The organism is Rhizobium sp. PP-CC-3G-465, assembly GCF_004343445.1.
In the GTDB taxonomy this organism is placed as follows: Bacteria; Pseudomonadota; Alphaproteobacteria; order Rhizobiales; family Rhizobiaceae; genus Ferranicluibacter; species Ferranicluibacter rubi.
On sequence record NZ_SLYH01000002.1, the window covers coordinates 275754 to 292936 of the forward strand.

General features: G+C 62.0%; 12 protein-coding genes. 6 read left to right on the forward strand and 6 right to left on the reverse strand.

Annotated features, from left to right (window positions below):
• Positions 1 to 48: 48 nt before the first annotated feature.
• Both C8J33_RS13630 and C8J33_RS13635 read right to left on the reverse strand, forming a co-directional pair.
• Positions 49 to 642, reverse strand: a complete 594-nt coding sequence (locus C8J33_RS13630) for a recombinase family protein (RefSeq protein ID WP_245420174.1) — start codon at positions 640 to 642, stop codon at positions 49 to 51.
• Between the two features lie 236 nt (positions 643 to 878).
• Positions 879 to 1589, reverse strand: coding sequence for a recombinase family protein (locus C8J33_RS13635; RefSeq protein WP_422038214.1), 711 nt, complete (start codon positions 1587 to 1589; stop codon positions 879 to 881).
• A gap of 280 nt (positions 1590 to 1869) precedes the next feature.
• On the opposite strand from C8J33_RS13635, the gene C8J33_RS13640 reads away from it, so the two are divergent.
• From C8J33_RS13640 to rfbA, 6 genes are all read left to right on the forward strand, one after another.
• On the forward strand, positions 1870 to 3003 hold the full coding sequence (locus C8J33_RS13640; protein WP_110802078.1) for an EAL domain-containing protein: 1134 nt from the start codon (positions 1870 to 1872) through the stop codon (positions 3001 to 3003).
• 87 nt (positions 3004 to 3090) lie between these two features.
• Entirely contained in the window at positions 3091 to 6630 is a 3540-nt protein-coding gene (locus tag C8J33_RS13645; protein WP_207904037.1) for a glycosyltransferase, read from the forward strand.
• A 93-nt stretch (positions 6631 to 6723) separates the two neighbouring features.
• The gene (locus C8J33_RS13650; RefSeq protein WP_165929809.1) at positions 6724 to 7839 is read left to right on the forward strand and encodes a polysaccharide pyruvyl transferase family protein; all 1116 of its coding nucleotides are present in this window, start codon (positions 6724 to 6726) and stop codon (positions 7837 to 7839) included.
• 86 nt (positions 7840 to 7925) lie between these two features.
• The gene (locus C8J33_RS13655) at positions 7926 to 9239 is read left to right on the forward strand and encodes a right-handed parallel beta-helix repeat-containing protein (RefSeq protein WP_110802075.1); all 1314 of its coding nucleotides are present in this window, start codon (positions 7926 to 7928) and stop codon (positions 9237 to 9239) included.
• A gap of 148 nt (positions 9240 to 9387) precedes the next feature.
• Complete coding sequence (rfbD, locus tag C8J33_RS13660; RefSeq protein WP_110802074.1) at positions 9388 to 10323, forward strand: dTDP-4-dehydrorhamnose reductase; 936 nt, start codon at positions 9388 to 9390, stop codon at positions 10321 to 10323.
• Positions 10320 to 11219: a glucose-1-phosphate thymidylyltransferase RfbA gene (gene rfbA / locus C8J33_RS13665; RefSeq protein ID WP_110802073.1), complete on the forward strand. Its 900-nt coding sequence runs from the start codon at positions 10320 to 10322 to the stop codon at positions 11217 to 11219. The genes rfbD and rfbA overlap by 4 nt, the downstream gene beginning before the upstream one ends.
• 142 nt (positions 11220 to 11361) lie before the next feature.
• On the opposite strand, the gene C8J33_RS13670 is transcribed toward rfbA, so the two are convergent.
• Genes C8J33_RS13670 through kdpA form a run of 4 tightly spaced genes read right to left on the reverse strand, consistent with a single transcriptional unit; the run spans position 11362 to position 17104 of the window.
• The gene (locus C8J33_RS13670) at positions 11362 to 12099 is read right to left on the reverse strand and encodes a response regulator transcription factor (protein WP_110802072.1); all 738 of its coding nucleotides are present in this window, start codon (positions 12097 to 12099) and stop codon (positions 11362 to 11364) included.
• Complete coding sequence (locus tag C8J33_RS13675) at positions 12096 to 14795, reverse strand: sensor histidine kinase (protein WP_132664639.1); 2700 nt, start codon at positions 14793 to 14795, stop codon at positions 12096 to 12098. Before C8J33_RS13675 ends, C8J33_RS13670 begins: the two co-directional genes overlap by 4 nt.
• A gap of 60 nt (positions 14796 to 14855) precedes the next feature.
• Positions 14856 to 15416 carry a potassium-transporting ATPase subunit C gene (locus C8J33_RS13680; protein WP_110807807.1) on the reverse strand — a complete coding sequence of 187 codons (561 nt, stop codon included), beginning with the start codon at positions 15414 to 15416 and terminating at the stop codon, positions 14856 to 14858.
• Between the two features lie 11 nt (positions 15417 to 15427).
• A complete protein-coding gene (kdpA, locus tag C8J33_RS13685; protein ID WP_181427199.1) occupies positions 15428 to 17104 on the reverse strand; it encodes a potassium-transporting ATPase subunit KdpA in 1677 nt (558 codons plus the stop codon).
• Positions 17105 to 17183: the final 79 nt, after the last annotated feature.

Here is a 17183-nt window from a genome sequence, read left to right on the forward strand (position 1 = left end):
AAAACGTAAACGATGACGTCAAATTACGCGAGTGAAAGGATTCTACACCTAAATCGCGTTCATTTTCGTGATGTGTCGCCGCAGGGTGCGGGTTGAGATGTCGTATTGTCTGGCGATGGCGTCGATGTCTTCGCCGGCATTCATCGCTCTCAGGGCCTGTTGCACGTCGGTCGTGCTCATGGATGGCTGTCGTCCAAGATGCGTGCCTTTCATGCGGGCTGCCTCCATTCCCGCCTTTGTTCTTTCGCTGATCAGCGTTCGCTCGAACTCCGCCAATGCGCCCATGATGTGGAAGATGAGCCGCCCTCCGGAGGATTTGGTATCGATGTTTTCGGTCAGCGAGAGAAAGGCAATGTTCTGCTTTCCCAGCTGGTCGATGAAGTCGATAAGTTTGGGAAGAGATCGGCCCAGTCTGTCCAGTCGCCAGACGACAAACATCTTGCCAGGGCGGAGACTCGAAATCGCGTTACCAAGTCCAGGTCGCTCGAATACCTTGCCCGAGACGCCCTTGTCGAAGAATATCTTACTGCAACCCGCCTTTTGAAGAGCATTGATCTGAAGATCAAGGTTTTGATCGTCCGTTGAAACGCGCGCATAACCGATCACATGCAGTTCCCCTAAACATGCGTAAACGCTGGTCACAGAATCATCTTAAATCCCACTCCCCTTATTTAGTTTTTTTAGTTAAACGTAGTCTAATTTTCTATAAGTCGATACTTACAGTCTGCTTTTCCGGACTGTCAATACCCTAGAATTCTCCGCCGGAGCCTTTCGAAGCCATATCAGGGGGCCTTTCCTTTGCTGAATGACCCATTGCGGGACGGACCTGCAATGGGTCGTGGCAGAGTGCGATGATCCTCGACTGAGGCGCTTCGCCTTTACATCGGACAGAGATCCGGCCCGCAATTTGCCTGCAGGGAGGCCGTACCAAAGTCTCTGGCCCTGGCGATCATGCGCCGCAGGGAGCGGAGCGAGACATTGTTTCTGATCGCCGCGTCACGAAGGCTTTCTCCGCGTTCGTTGATCGCCTTGACGATGGCGGCCAGCTCGTCATCGGTCAGGGATGGAGGGCGGCCAAGCCGCTGACCGTTGTTGCGCGCGGCCGCCATGCCGGCCCGCGTCCGTTCACTGATGAGCGTCCGCTCGAACTCGGAAAGAGCGGCAATCATGTGAAACATCAGCTTGCCGCCCGAGGAGCTCGTATCGATGTTCTCGGTCAGCGAGTGGAAATGAACCCCTCTCTGGCGGAATTCGTCCATCACCTGCACCAGCTTGACCAGCGACCGGCCAAGACGATCCAGCCGCCAGACGACGAGGGTGTCACCTCTTTCGAGCCTGCTCAAAGCCTGCTCCAATCCTGGCCTCTCGAAGGATCCACCGGAGTACCCGTGATCCGTGAAGATGATGTCGCACTCCGACTTGTTCAGAACCTGTGTTTGAAGATCGAGCTTCTGATCCTCTGTTGAAACCCGTGCATAACCAATTCTCATGACTGCGTGTTTTCTCCGACGTGGTCTTTTTCTCCCCTTCACCCGCCGGGCGATTTTTTTTGTATGCCCGGCGAAGGATTGCCGACTTAAAGTTGACAATAAAGGGTCCCTTCTGTCCGCCCGCCTTTCGGCCACTTTCCATGACCGAAACATTGGATAATCGCCGTTTTCATCACAGAAACGCCTTGATATGAGGGGATACCAGAACGGACCCCTTTATGCAGCGAAGCTGTGCGATCTCCGATCTGATCAGGGTTGACGCCCACGCCGTAAAGACGGCTGGCGCACGCACAGACACCCCCGCTTCACTGGCCCTCCCGGATGCACTTTCCCGCGTTTCCCAGCGCGATCGGACACAGTCCGTCACGGAGGGCGCCCGATGACACAGCCCGTCGCGCTGATGACCACCGACAGGCCTGCACTGGCCGACAAGGGCACCAGAACGTTTCACTATGTCATTCAGAACATTGACGATATCGTTTCGGTTTACGGCCATGGTCTCGCAGGACGCGTCCTGGTGGAGGTGGCTGCCCGTGCGGATCTTGCGTTTGCGAACCGGTCTTGGCCGGCCGTGATCGAAGCCTGGGGCGTGACCCTCGTCTGCTATGATTTCGATGACGGCGTGGATGACTGGACCATGCTCGAGTCCAGTCTTGTCGCCATCTGCGGCGACGCCATCGTCGTGGGTGGACACGCCGTTTTCGTCTCGCTGACCCTGCTGGAAATGTCGAATATCGCCCGTCTCGCCACATCGCGACAAAGAGGACGCATGGTCAACGCGTTCGAGTTTCGCGGCGATATGTGCGTGGCGGCATCGATCTATCGCGCGCTGGCGCGTTCGGGCATCTATTTTTCGGAAGGTCGCGTCACGGCCAGCGATGGTGGCGCTGATCTCTACAGGCCGCTTCTGCCGCACGTGGTCTATGGCGACGGCCACGAAATCGCTGACCGGCAGGTCAACGCCCGGGACTTCATTGTGGCCCTCGACCGGGTCGGACTGACGCGCGTGTTCGACCGGATCGTCGTTCTCGCGGCGATCGATCGCCTGCGCCATCACCCCGAGGAAACGCTCGGCTGCAGCATTTCCGCTCTCTCGGCGATCGATGACGTCTGGTGGCATTCCACGCTGGTCATCCTCTCCGCGCAACCGGCCATCGCTGCCCGCCTCATTGTCGAAATCGAGCGCCTGCATCTCTTGGCCCATCCTGAGCCCGTCGCGCTGTTCGCCGCGGCGCTCCGCGCGCGCGGGTGCAAGGTGGCGATCGGCGATTTCGACGGCACCGCGGCGGCGTTGGCGCTCGCTCGGGACGGCGTCATCGACCTCATCAAGATCGATGCAGGGCGCGGTACCGATGGCCGTCCTGCGACGAGGCGCGCCGACGTCAACGCACTGATACGGCAGGCGAGCCATCTCCAGGCGGCGGTGGTGGCTGCGAATGTGGAGAACGAAACAGATTTTGCGGAGGTGCTGGCAGCGGGAGCGCGCTGGGTTCACGGACCCTTTATCGGCTGACCCACTGTAGATCCTCTCGTTTGTTTGGCGCCTCCGGTGCCGACGTGAACATGAACCGGTTTGGAGTTTGGGGAAATGGTCCAGTACGTGAATATCTTGGAACGTGTACGAAGCGAGCAGGTCATTGCCCCGGTTCAGTTCGATCGCCGGATCTTCCGCGAGCCCTATCCCGAGATCCCGCTCAGCGACTATGAACAGGTCGCCGCGGAATTTGACGAAAGTTTCTACCAGAGCCAGGTTCTCGAACCGATCGGCCCCGAGATCGATCTCATCGAACACTTCCTGTCGACGGGGTGGAAAGAGGGCTACGATCCGTCACCGGCCTTTTCCGTGAAAGCCTATCTCAAGGTGAACCCCGACGTTCGCGAGGCCGGGCACAACCCGTTCGTCCATTACCTGCGATGGGGACGGGACGAGGGACGATCGGCACCGCTTATGCCGGACATCGGCGAACCGCCGGCCGAAACAGAGCATGCCCCGGCGGCGGCGATCGCGGCGGTCGCGCCCAGCGACTATGAATGCGTGGCCGAGGAGTTCGATCCTGCCTTCTACCTGACCTACTTCCTGCAGCCGCCGGGGCCCGAGATCGACCTGATCGAGCATTTTCTGTCGAAGGGCTGGATCGACGGTTACGACCCGAGCCCGGCATTTTCCGTCTCCGCCTATCTCGAGGCGAACCCGGATGTGCGAAGCAAGGGGGTCAACCCCTTCGTTCACTATCTGCAGCGCGGACGGCTGGAAGGACGGCGTTTCGCGCCGACCGCCGCGGGCCGCGACAGCGACATCGCCAATATCGAGCTCAGCGACTACGAATGGGTCGCACCGGAATTCGACAGCCAGTTCTACCTGCGGCATTTTTCCGAGCAGCCGGGAAGCGAGATCGACCTCATCGAGCACTTCCTGTCCAAGGGCCATCTCGCCGGATTCGATCCGTCACCGACCTTTTCCGTTTCGGCCTATCTCGACGCCAATGCGGACGTACGCTCGTCCGGCTTCAACCCTTTCGTCCACTATATCCGATGGGGACGACGCGAGGGCAGAGACCTTGCAAGACCGGTCAAAACCGGGGAGCAGGACCAGCGAACCTTCGATCTGAGCGACTACGAACTCGTCGCTCTCGAGTTCGATAATGCCTTCTATCTCGGCCATTTCCCCGATCATCCGGGAGAGGATATCGACCTCATCGAGCACTTCCTGTCGAAAGGCTGGTCCGACGGCTGGGATCCGTCCGCGTCCTTTTCGCTCAGCGCCTATCTGGAGGCCAATCCCGACGTCAGCGATAGCGACTGGAATCCCTTCGTCCACTACCTCAGATGGGGGCGGGCGGAAGGGCGCAGCTTCTCGGAAGTTTCCCATGCCGGCGAGCGGGAGGACGAGCGCGTGCGCGCCGCCTTCGACGAGGATTACTATCTCGCGTCATCGCCGGACCTGCAGGGCTCGGGGCTCGATCTCTTCGAGCATTATATGAACCATGGCTGGCGCGAGCTTCGCGATCCGAGCCCGACGTTCAATACGCGCTACTACCTGGAGAAGAACGAGGACATCAAGAACGGCGGTGGCAACCCGTTCAAGCACTTCATCCTGCATGGCATCAGCGAAGGTCGTCGCGCGATCCGCTACGAAACGCATCTGGCGCTGAAGAGCTACGCGCCTCTCGTGACCGCCATCGTTCCCAATTTCAACCATGCACGGTTCCTCCAGAAGCGCCTCGACTGCATCCTGAACCAGACCTACGAGAACCTGGAGGTGATCATCCTCGACGACTGCTCCACGGATGACAGCCGGACGGTCATTGCGGACTATGCCGCGCGCTATCCGCAGATACGGACGATCCTGAACACCGCGAATTCGGGCGGCGTCTTCAAGCAGTGGCGCAAGGGGATCGAGAGTGCCGCAGGCGAGGTCATCTGGATCTGCGAGAGTGACGACTTCTGCGAGCTGGACTTCCTCGAGCACTGCGTGCGGCCGCTGGTGGACGAAAGCGTCATGGTTGCCTTTGGGCGCATCCAGTTCTCCGACGCCGTGGGCAATATGAGCCCGGGCCTCGACGACTACCGCGAACGTGCCGCAGCCGGGATCTGGAGCCAACCGTTCAAGCGTCCGGCCCACCAGTTCTTCCGCGGCGGCTTCGGCAAATCCAATCTCATTCCCAACGTCGGCGGCTGCGTCTTCCGCAACCAGAGCATCCCGGAAGAGGTGTGGGACGAACTCGTCTCCTACAAGATTTGCGGCGACTGGTATCTCTACTCGATCCTGGCGGGCGGCGGTCAGATGGCCTATGCGCCCGAGGCCGTGGCGTATTTCCGCCAGCACGGCAAGAACACCTCTGTCAAAGGCTTCATTCAGCCGAAATATTATGCGGAGCATCAGAAGATCATGGTGTCGCTGCGCGAACGCTGGGGCACGCCGGATGATGTCGCCCTGGAGTTCTACTTCAACGTCTACCGCCAGTTCGTCTATTCCGGGGCCGAGAAGCACATCGGCGCGCTGACGATGCACTATCATAACGAAAAGGTTCTGAGGACCAAACGCTCGACCAAGCACGTTCTCGTCGCAACGCTCGGCTTCCATCTCGGCGGCGGCGAGATCTTCCCCATCCATCTCGCCAATACGCTGGTGGAAATGGGATATCTCGTCTCGTTCCTTATCACCGACGGATGGAAGCAGAACGCGAACGTTCGCAACCTGCTCGACCGGCGCGTCGCCGTCTACGACGCACACTGGGTCACCGAAGTCGGCATCGATCACTTCATTGAAACGGCCGGCATCGATCTGGTGCATTCCCATGTCGCATCGGTCGAGTATTTCTTCTTCGGCGCCCGGAACCGCTGCGACCACAAGGTGCGCTACGTCGTAACGCTGCACGGCTCGTACGAAGTCACGCCCATGGGCGACGACATGCTGTTTCGGCTCATTCGGGGCGTGGACCACTGGACCTATCTGAGCGCGAAGAATTTGGCCCATCTCGACGGTGTTCCGCTCGATCCAAACCGGGTGACCTTCATTCCGAACGGCATGCCCTCCGACGACCGGCCGTTCCCGATCTCGCGCGCAGAGCTTGGCGTGCCCGAAGGGGGTGTGCTCTTCACGCTCGCCTCCCGCGCCATCAAGGAGAAGGGCTGGCGCGTCGCCATCGAAGCGAAGCGTATCGCGCAGCGGCATTCCGAGGTGCCCCTGCACCTGATGCTGTGCGGCTCCGGGCCGGAACTTGCGGTGCTGCAAGAAGAGTTCTCGGAGGAAGAGGGCGTCCACTTCGTCGGCTATCAGGAGTGCATCAACGGCGCCTATGCCATCTCCGACGTTGCCATCCTGCCATCCCGGTTCGAGGGTGAATCGTTCCCCCTTACCCTCATCCAGGCGATGCACATGGGCGCTCCCATCATCGCCACGGATATCGGCGAGATCCGCAAGATGCTGACGGCCGCAGAGAAGACGGCGGGCATCCTGGTGCCGAACACCGCGGCGGACGACATATTCACCACCGATTTTTCCAACGCAATGATCGAAATGACCCGGAAGGACGTGCGCGACCGCTTCTCCAATGCCTCGCTGTCCGTCGGATCGTCCTACACGATCGAGGCAGTCGCCAAGAAATACACGGAAATATTCAAGAAATACCTGAAGTAAACCGACCCGTGACGTCACCCACGCGTCCGGCTCGGTGCGACGATCGTCCATCGCGTTGCCGCTACGGCTCCAGATAAAGCAAAGGAATGTCTCTTGTTCAAATCTCCTCTCGTCCTTGGAATCAACGTTCGCGGCGTCCTCAATAACGGCTTCACGGTCGAAAAGTGCCTGAGTGTGGCCGGCAACAACACCGGCAACCTCATCTTCTCGGAATCGCTCTTCCGGGTGATCCGCAACGGCGTCATCTCCTCCTACCACTTCACGCCGGAGGTCGCCAAAGGCCGGGACGCGGTCGTGGTCGCTGCGGCCAACTGGCTGAACCCACATAGCGATTTCGGCGTGCTGGCCGAGCGTCTGGAGGCCTTGAAACTCCCGGTCATCCTTGTCGGGCTCGGCGCGCAGCCGAGTAGGGGCCGAGAGCATCCAACCCTGAAGCCGGGTACGGAGCGTCTCGTGCGGCTGGCGGCCGAAAGCTCGAAGATGATTTCCGTGCGGGGTCCGTTCTCGGCCGAGGTTCTCAACGGCTTCGGCGTGAAGAACGTCGAGGTGACCGGATGCCCGTCGCTTCTCCTTGCCAGCTATGCACGCGGGCCGCTCTCGAAGGTGTCGAAGAATCCGCAGCGCGTGGCGTTCCACTCCACGCGGCACCTCATGCACGATACGAGCCCCCTGCAGGACTATTTTTACAAGGAAGCCTACCGCCAGCGCTACGATATCGTCCTGCAGTCCGAGCTTGCCGATTTCTATTATGCGCTGGGCCGCACCGTGAACAAGGAGATCATGGCAAAGGTCGATCCCATCGTCTGCAAGTCTTACGGCGACAGCGACGCCGAGGCGGTCGGGCGGTATCTCCGGCTGCACGGCAAGGTGTTCTATGACCTCGAGAAGTGGACCGACTACGCCCAGACGCAGGACCTGTTCGTCGGAACGCGCATCCACGGAACCGTTGCGGCCCTGCTGGCGGGAACGCCCGGCATCCTGATGACGCACGACGCCAGAACGGTCGAGCTCGCCCAGACGCTGAACATTCCGTTCGTGCCCGCCGAGAGCGTCGACATGACGCGAAGCCTCGACCTGCCGGCGCTTATCGAACAGGCCGATTTCAGCCGCTTCGAGGCGCGGTACGGCGCCTATCTCAGGACCTTCACGGCGTTCTTCAAGAGCAACGGTCTGGAAATGCGCGAAGAACAGGAAATCATGGCCGCCTGAGGCTGCTTTGCATCGCATCGTCCGGCGGGCGGCGCAGTCGCTTCGCCCGGACGGGCTCTGGGCTTTTAGAGCAGGATCGCTGCCACATGGGTTTTACAGCTATGAGAACGGAGACACGCCGGCAGGACAAAGTGTCTGTGCGGCGCATCGTGCTCGGCTTTACGGCCGCGCTCTGCCTGCTCATCCCGGTCTATGCCTCGGCTTTGCAGGACACGAGCCCTCAGGGTCCCGCAGTCGAGAACGAGGCGGAGTTCGCGGAGATCCGGGTCCGCCTTTCCGAAGGCCGGTCGGTGTTTCTGGAGAACCGAGGCCGCCCCTACAGGATCAACGGGACACTGACATTTGCCCGCAATGCCAGCCTTCGCGGTGCGATCGGAACGGTTCTGATCTCCGAGGGCGATGGTGCCGCGTTCGACGTGCCGCCCAGTGCGACGCATGTCGCGATCGAGAACATAACCTTTCGCCAGAACGGCCGGAGCCGGACCCTCGGCGCCGTTCGTGCGGGCAATTTTCGCCTGACAGGGGGAGGCGCGGTCGATGCGGGAACGTTGGTCTTCTCCAATGCCCGCAACGGGCGCGTCGAACGCGCGCGCTTCGAGAACGGGGTGGCCGCCAACGCGATCGCCATCACCAATGGCTCCTCCGGCATTGCCATCGAAGGCAACGAATTCGAACGCAATGCCGGCTTCGGCATCCAGATCGACAATGGTGCGAACGGCAACGATATCTCCAACAACTGGACGCGGGCGAACGGCATCGAGCTCGTCGGCATTCGCTACAACGCCTTCGGCAACGTGATCGCCTACAACAGGGCCGAAGGCACGGGTGACAACGGGATCTCCGTGACCGGCGACCGTAATGTCGTGCTTGGCAACCGCGTCTCCGGCAATGCGTTGAACGGGATTGCGATCTATGGCGACGAAAACACGGTTATGGGCAACGTCGCCCTCGGCAACGGGCAGAACCTCAACCCGCGATCTCCGCTGCACAACCCGCAGGACACGAGCGTCTATGCCGGCATCCTCGCCAACGGCGCATTTGGGGGCGGCGGCCGAAACAATGTGATCGTCGGCAACATCATCGCGGACGACCAGGCGCAACCGACGCAGTTGCGATGCGTCATGGTCGGGCAGGGCTATGGTCGATGGAGGGCCGCAACGGACTATACCGCGAGACGCTTCATCTATGCGGATGGCGAAATCTATCAGACGGAGAACGCTGGCACCTCCGGTACGCTCGCGCCCTCGGGCGAGGGCGTCGTGACGGACGGCCGGATCGCCTGGACGCATATCCGCACGCTCGCCGGAAACGGACGCCCCTCGGGCAACATGATCGCGAACAACCAGACGTCAGGCTGCGACCATGCTCCCGCGCGGGCGGAGACCTCCGGACAGCCATAGCTGCCGCGCCTGCGGGGTTGCGCCGGGCGGCATCATGATGGGGCTCTTTCACATTCAGCTTTTCAACGGGGGACGAGGACATGACATTTTCCGTTGCGAACGCCATGGAATTGTTGGGGGGATCGCCGGGCATGCACGAGACGAGGCGATGACACAGCCGCGCCGCCGCATCGTCGTCACGGGACGACACGGGCAGGTCGTCAGCGCGCTCCTCGATCGCGCAGCCGTCAACGCCGATCTCGACATCATTCCCCTCGGTCGTCCGGAGCTGGACCTGTCGGATAGCGGGTCGATCGGCCCGTCCGTGGCGGCAGCAAGGCCCGAGATCATCGTCTCTGCGGCAGCCTATACCTCCATCGAACAGGCCGAGGCCGACGAAGGGCTCGCAACCCTTGTCAATCAGACCTCTGCCGGGGTCCTCGGGCAGGTGGCGGCCGCACTCGGCGTCCCGATCATCCACCTCTCGACCGCCTGCGTCTTCGACGGCACGAGGTCGGGAGGCTATGCGGAGACAGACACCGTGGCGCCTCTCAGCGTCTACGGCCGATCCAAGCTCGGCGGCGAGCGGGCTATCGCATATGCGACCGCTGATCATGCAATCCTGCGCACCGCCTGGGTGTTCAGCCCCTTCGGCTCGAACTTCCTGAAGACGATGTTACGGATTGCCGAGGGGCGCGACTGCGTCAATGTCATCGCCGACGAGTTCGGCACGCCCACTTCCGCCTTCGACATCGCCGACGCCATACTGTCGGTCGCGCGGAACCTGCTGGCGAGCGACGAGCCGGGCCTGCGCGGCACGTTCCACATGAGCGGCAGCGGGCAAACGACCTGGGCCGGATTTGCTGAGGAGATCTTCCGAGCGTCCAGGGCGCGCGGAGGTCCGTTCGCCGCCGTCAACCCCATTCCCTCGTACACCTATTCGAGCGCCGTCGAGCGACCGGCGAATGCGGAACTCGACTGTCGCAAGCTGAAGGCCATGCACGGCGTCGCCATGCCGGGCTGGAGACCCGCGACGGAACGGGTGATCGAACGACTTTTCAACACGATGCAAGAGGCAACGCCGATGAAGGAGAGGCATTCATGAAGGGTATTATTCTGGCAGGTGGCAGCGGGACGCGCCTGCATCCGATGACGCTGGTTACATCCAAGCAGCTGATGCCGGTCTACGACAAGCCGATGATCTACTATCCGCTGTCGACGCTCATGCTGGCCGGTATCAAGGACATCCTGATCATCTCGACCCCGGTCGACCTGCCGAACTTTCGGCGCCTTCTCGGTGACGGCAGCAAGTGGGGACTGAAGCTCACCTATGCCGAGCAGCCGTCGCCGGGCGGCCTCGCGCAGGCCTATATTATCGGCGCCGACTTCATCGGCTCCAGCCCCTCCTGCCTCATCCTCGGCGACAACATCTTCTACGGTCACGGCATCGCCGACCTCTTCGCGCGCGCCAGGAGGCGCAAGGCGGGGGCGACCGTGTTCGCCTATTATGTCAACGATCCCGAACGCTACGGCGTGGTGGATTTCGATGCCGGCATGAAGGCCGTTTCCATAGAGGAGAAGCCTCTCGTTCCCCGATCGAACTGGGCCGTGACGGGCCTCTACTTCTATGACAGCAGCGTTGTGGAGATCGCGGCGAACCTCGAACCCTCGCCGCGCGGGGAACTAGAGATCACCGATGTCAATCGCGTCTATCTGGAACGCGGCCAGCTGAACGTGGAACTGATGGGGCGCGGCTATGCATGGCTCGACACCGGGACCCCGGACAGCCAGCTCGACGCTGGAGAATTCGTCGCCATTCTCGAGCGTCGGCAGGGCTTCAAGATCTCCTGCCCGGAGGAAATCGCTTTCCAGAAGGGCTTCATTTCGAGCGAACAGCTTCTTCAGCTGGCACGCGAACTCGGCAAAGGCGCATACGGGCAATATCTGTTGAAACAGGCCCTGCAACCTTCCAATGTCGTGCCGTTTCCAATTGCGAATTAGCCGGTCATACCCATCGTCAGGGATTGTGGTTTTCTCGGCGTTTCCCAGTGGGCATGACGACCATCCGCGACATTCGCGGATGGCGCCCCTAAGCTCGGCAGGAGACGCACCGACCCGACCCGCTCAGCGCCATCGTCGAGGGTCATGGCATGGTCTCGGGCCTCGTGGTCGATCGGGTCTCCGACATGCTGACCATCTCCGCAAGCCTGTAGCCGACGCCGGTTTCGGTGAGAATGTATCGAGGCTGGTCGGGGCTTTCTTCTATCTTCTGCCGGAGCTGGCGGACGTAGACCCTTAGGTACTGGACATCGTTCATTTCGCCCCAAACCTTCTCGAGGATGAAGCGATGGGTCAGAACGCGGCCGGAATGCTGCACCAGTAGCCGCAGAATATCGTATTCCCTAGGCGTCATCTTCACCTCGCTTCCGCGAACCTTCACGATGCGTTTCACGAGATCGACCGAGAGGTCGCCCGCTTCGAAGACAGGGGCCTCGCCCTGGCTCTGAAAACGATGGCGCAGGGCCACGCGGATGCGCGCGACGAGTTCGTTCATCCCGAACGGTTTGGTGACGTAGTCGTCGGCACCCAGTTCGAGCGCCTGAACGATGCCGGTTTCGTCCGTGCGGCTCGACAGGATGATGACGGGGAACGGGACGTTCTCCGAGCGCCATCGGGCCAAGAGTTCATGCCCGCTCATGTCGGGAAGGCCGAGATCGAGCAGGACGAGATCGGGAACGTCCGATTGCGCCAGCGCGATGGCAGAGCGGGCATTCGGCGCTCCGCTGATCGCAAATCCCTGGGACGACAGACCGACATCGAGCAGCTTGCGGATCGGCGGCTCGTCGTCCACGACGAGGATCTTGACGGTGGCATGGGTCATGCTGTCGTTCCCTTCGATGCAGGCGCCTTCGGCAGTGAGATCTGGAACAAGGCACCCGCGTCGTCCAGTCTGTTCTCGGCCGTGATGCTGCCGCCCATCGCCTCGATGAACCCCCGGCAGATCGACAGGCCGAGGCCGGTGCCGGCTGTGACATGGTCGATCTTGCTGACACGGTAGAAGCTGTCAAAAATCCGCTCCAGATCGCCCGGCGGCACACCCGGCCCCTCGTCGGTGACGCGAAGGCGCACGAGACCGGCGTCGCCATCCGCCTCGATCCGTATCGTTGTGCCGTCCGGCGCGTATTTGGCGGCGTTGTCGATCAGGTTGAAGAGGACTTGTTCCAGCAGAACCGGGTCGACCTTGACCATGGGAAGATCGTCGGGGATCGCCGTCTCCACACGGTGGTCCGCCGTGATCTTTGCTGCGCGCGCGAGAGCCGAGCCGACGATGTCGCCGACGAAGTGCGGCGCGGTATTCAGCGTCATCGCGCCGGACCCGATGCGGGTCATGTCGAGCAGGTTCGCAATGAAACGGTTGAGCCGCTCCGACTCCTCGATCACCGTCGTCAACAGTTCGTCCTTGGCGTCTTCCGACAGACCGGCACCGAAGTCCTTGATCGTCCCGGCCGATCCGAGGATTGCGGCCAGCGGGGTCTTGAGATCATGTGAAATAGAGGTCAACAGCGCCGTTCTCAAACGGTCTGTTTCGGCGGCGAGCCGTGCCCTGTCGACGTCGGCCACGAGCTGGATACGCTCGATGGCGAGCGCTGCCTGGTCGGCAAGTGCATCGAACAAGCGCTGCTGATCGGAGTTGAGGAGCGGTCCCTGTCTGTCGTTGTCGAGGCCGACCACGCCGATGGCACCGCGGCCCGTGCGAAGGGGCAGATAAAGCCTCTTGGCGCCGGGCAGCGTATCGGCCGCGCGGCCTGCTGGCCGATCGTGCTCCCAGGCCCATCGTGCGGCCGCGATGTCGGCATCCACAAGCGTGTCGTCAGGCGGATAGCCGGCCCTCACGGCGATCGTGCCGTCCTCGGGCAGCAGGATGACGACGCGGACCTTCAGCATCGAGGCGATCTGATAGGCTGTTGCCCACAGGACGTCGTCGAGCGTGCCCGTCCCTGCGAGTTTCCGCGAGAACAGGTAAAGGTCCTCCGTGGTACGTGCGCGTTGTCGCGCTGCCGTCGCCTGCCTCTGAACGGCGGCCGCCAGATTGCTCGCCACGAGCGCGGTCCCGAGAAAGAAAAGCAAAGCGACGACGCTTTCGGGATCGCGGATCGTCAGCGTATAACGAGGTTCCAGAAAGAAGAAGTTGAAGGCGAAGGCACCCAGGAAAGACGCGAAGAGACCGGGCCCGAGCCCGCCCCTGACGGCAGATGCGAGGACCCCCATCAGGAACACGAGCGCGAGGTTCTGCACGTTGAGGGCCTGGTCGAGCAGGATGCCGGTGACCACCGCAACCGACACGAAGGCCAGACTGAACACATAGTCTTTCGGCTTGATCCTGTTCGCTGCCTTGGCCGTGCGGACGCCCCTCGGCGCGACCTCTTCGCCGCCACCCGACATGACGTGCACGCTGATGGTACCAGAGTTGCGGATGAGGTCGTGGGTGATCGATCCGTCATACCATTCCCGCCAGCGAGGCCGGTCGGACTTGCCGACGATGAGGTGGTTGAAGTTGTTCGCGCCGGCATAGGCGATCAGTTCGCGGGAGACGTTCGAAGCGGGAAGCGTCACGGTGTCCGCCCCCAGTTGCTCGGCCAGCCGCATGCAGGCTGCCAGGCGGTCCTTGTCTGCGTCTGCAAGATAAGCCGAGCGGGAGGTTTCCATATGGATGACCGTCCAGGGCGCGCGCAGCCTGTCTGCCTGTCGGCGGGCATAGCGAACCAGCGTTGCCCCGTTGCGTCCGTGATCGAGGCAGACGAGGATGCGTTCTCCGGCGGCCCAGGGGCCCGAGATCGCGTGGGCCTGCATGTGATGAAGAAGCTGGTCGTCCACCCGTTGCGCCGTGCGTCTCAGCGCAAGTTCGCGCAGGGCCGTCAGGTTTCCCGGCGAGAAGTAGTTCTCGATGGCGCGCCGCGCGGTTTTGGGAACGTAAACCTTGCCGTCCTGCATCCGCTTGATGAGGTCCTGCGGCGTGATGTCGATGATCTCGATGTCATCGGCGCGATCGATGATGCTGTCCGGGACGGTCTCCCGCACCCGGATACGGGTGATCTGCGCGACGATGTCGTTGAGGCTCTCGACATGCTGGATGTTGAGCGTTGTATAGACGTCGATGCCATTCGCCAGCAGCTCCAGCACGTCGAGATACCGCTTCGGATGGCGGCTTCCGGGGGCGTTGGTGTGCGCCAGCTCGTCAACCAGCGCGAGGGCCGGACGCCGTTCGAGGATGGCATCGATGTCCATCTCGTCCAGCAGCTGTCCTTTGTAGTCGATGGACGTCCGCGCGACGGTCTCCAGCCCGTGGACCAGCGCTTCCGTCTCTTTGCGCCCATGCGTTTCCACGATGCCGATGACGACATCGGTTCTGTCGGCGTGTCGGGCGCGGGCCGATATCAGCATCTCGTAGGTCTTGCCGACACCGGGTGCGGCGCCGAGGAAGATCTTCAGCTTGCCGCGGTCTTCTCGCTCGGCCCGAGCAAGGAGCGCCTCCGGGGACGGTCGCCGTTCCTGTCCGCCGTGCTTGTCGTTGGCCATCGTCCGCTCCGTGGTTTCCCGGCAAACCCCCGGTCAGGGGCTGCCGGCTGTCTTTCAGTCTCAGGGCGCCGCGTCGTTGTCCAGCGCAAGGTTCATCTCCAGCACGTTCACCAACCTGTCCGGCGTGAGCACGCCGCCCGGCGAGAACGCGCTGCGATCGATGAGCTGGTTGACCCTGTCGACCGACACGTTGCGCGTCTGGGCGATGCGCTCGGCCTGATAGCGGGCGGCGCGCTCGGTAATATGGGGATCGAGACCCGCACCCGAAGCGGCGGCCAGTTCTGCAGGAAGGGGGTTCTCAGGCGTCGCTCCATAGGCGGCGATGGTTTCCTTCGCGCGGTCCGTCAGGTCCGTGCTTGTCGGCGACTTGTTCGAGCCACCGGCGCCAGCCGCATTGTAACTCACGGCAGACGGACGCGGCCAGAAATACTGAGGCCGGGTAAAGGCCTGGGCAACCTGCCGGCTGCCGATGACCTTGCCATCCGGCGTGGTGATCAGCGAGCCGTCGGCGAGGTCAGGAGCAGCCGCCTGACCGACGGCCCAGACGACGCCGGTATAGCCGCCGACGCAGATGACCATGGTCGCAACGGTGATGCGGAGACTGGAGAGAAGGGTTTCCATGATGACGGTTCTCACTTCATGAACATGACGTGTTCGGCGATCGGGCCGAGCGTGGCGGCGGGGAAGAAGGTCAGCGCGCCGACGATGACGACGGTGACGGTCAGCATGCCGGCGAAGGTTCCGTTTTCCACCGACAGCGTTCCGCTGGACTCGGTTGCGCGACGCTTGGTGGAGAGCGAACCGACAATGGCGAGCGGCAGGATGATCGGGATGAAGCGGGCCAGCAGCATGACGATACCGGTGGCGATGTTCCAGGCGGGCGTGTTGTCGCCGAGCCCCTCGAAACCGGAGCCGTTATTGGCAGCTGCCGAGGAGAACTCGTAGAGGATTTCGCTGAAGCCGTGCGGGCCGATATTGTTGAGTGTTGCTGCACCCCATGGCGTCACCGCAAAGATCGCCGTGCCCACGAGAATGAAGAAGCCGTGGCTGAGCAGGCCCATCATGGCAAACTTCACTTCTTTCGCCTCGATGCGCCAGCCAAGAAATTCCGGTGTACGGCCGATCATCATGCCCGCGATGAAGACGGCGACGACGATGTAGAGAAACATGTTGATCATGCCGACGCCGACGCCGCCGAAGTCTTCGTTCAGCCACATGCCGATCATCGGCATCAGGCCCGTCAGCGGGTTGAGGCTGTCATGCATGGCATTGACGGAGCCGTTGCTGGTCGAGGTGGTCACGACCGCCCAGACCGGACCTGCCGCCGCACCGAAGCGCAGTTCCTTGCCCTCGAGATTGCCGACGTCCTGCGTGATCGGCAGGGATGCGAAGGCGTGGGTCGGCGCGGCTTCAAAGCCGATCGCTCCGGTTATGCGGGCGCCCATGAGGATGAGCATCACCGTGAAGAGCACGGCTGCATGTTTCATGCGTCCGATGATGCGACCGAACATCCACACGCAGCCCATGGGAATGATGATGATCGAGATGGTCTGCAGAACGTTCGACCAAAAGGTCGGGTTCTCGAGCGGGTGGGTGCTGTTCGGCCCGAAGAAGCCGCCGCCATTGGTGCCGAGCTGCTTGATCGCGACGAAAGCCGCAACGGGCCCGCGCGCGATGGTCTGCTGCACGCCCTCCAGCGTGGTCGCGACCGCCGAGCCCTGGAACGTCATGGGCACGCCCGTGAAGAGCAGGAGAATGGCGACGATGAGAGCAAGCGGCAGGAGCACGAGGAACGTCGCACGCTGCACATCGACGAAAAAATTGCCGAGCTGGCGCCCGGCAAGTCCGCGGGCCAGAGCGGCGAGCGCTGCAAGGCCGACGGCCGCCGAGACGAATTGAAGCCACATCAGCGCCGCCAGCTGCGACAGGTAGCTCATCGCCACCTCGCCCGAATAGTGCTGAAGGTTCGTATTGGCGACGAAGGAGCTTGTCGTGTTGAAGATCAGCGTGCCCTCGAGCGCTTGTCTGCCGTCAGGGTTGAGCGGCAGGTATTGCTGAAGCGCCAGAAGCGCGAAGCAGGCGACGAACATGACGACGTTGAAGCCGAGCAGGGAGAAGACGTAGCGCTTCCAGTCCTGCGTCTGCCGCGTTGCCGATCCGCCGATCGCCTGGAATGTCGAGGTGAAGAGGTTTGGTTTCCCCTGGCCGGCACCCGGGTCCATCGCCCAGGTGATGTAGCGGCCGAGCGGCCACGAGAGCAGCGCGGTGCCCCCGATGATCATGACTACGAAGAGGATTGCTTGTATCATCGTGATGTCTCCAGCATCAGGCCTGTGATCATGTCTGCGATCAGGCTTTGTCGAGGGCGGATGCCAAGGCGAAGAGAAG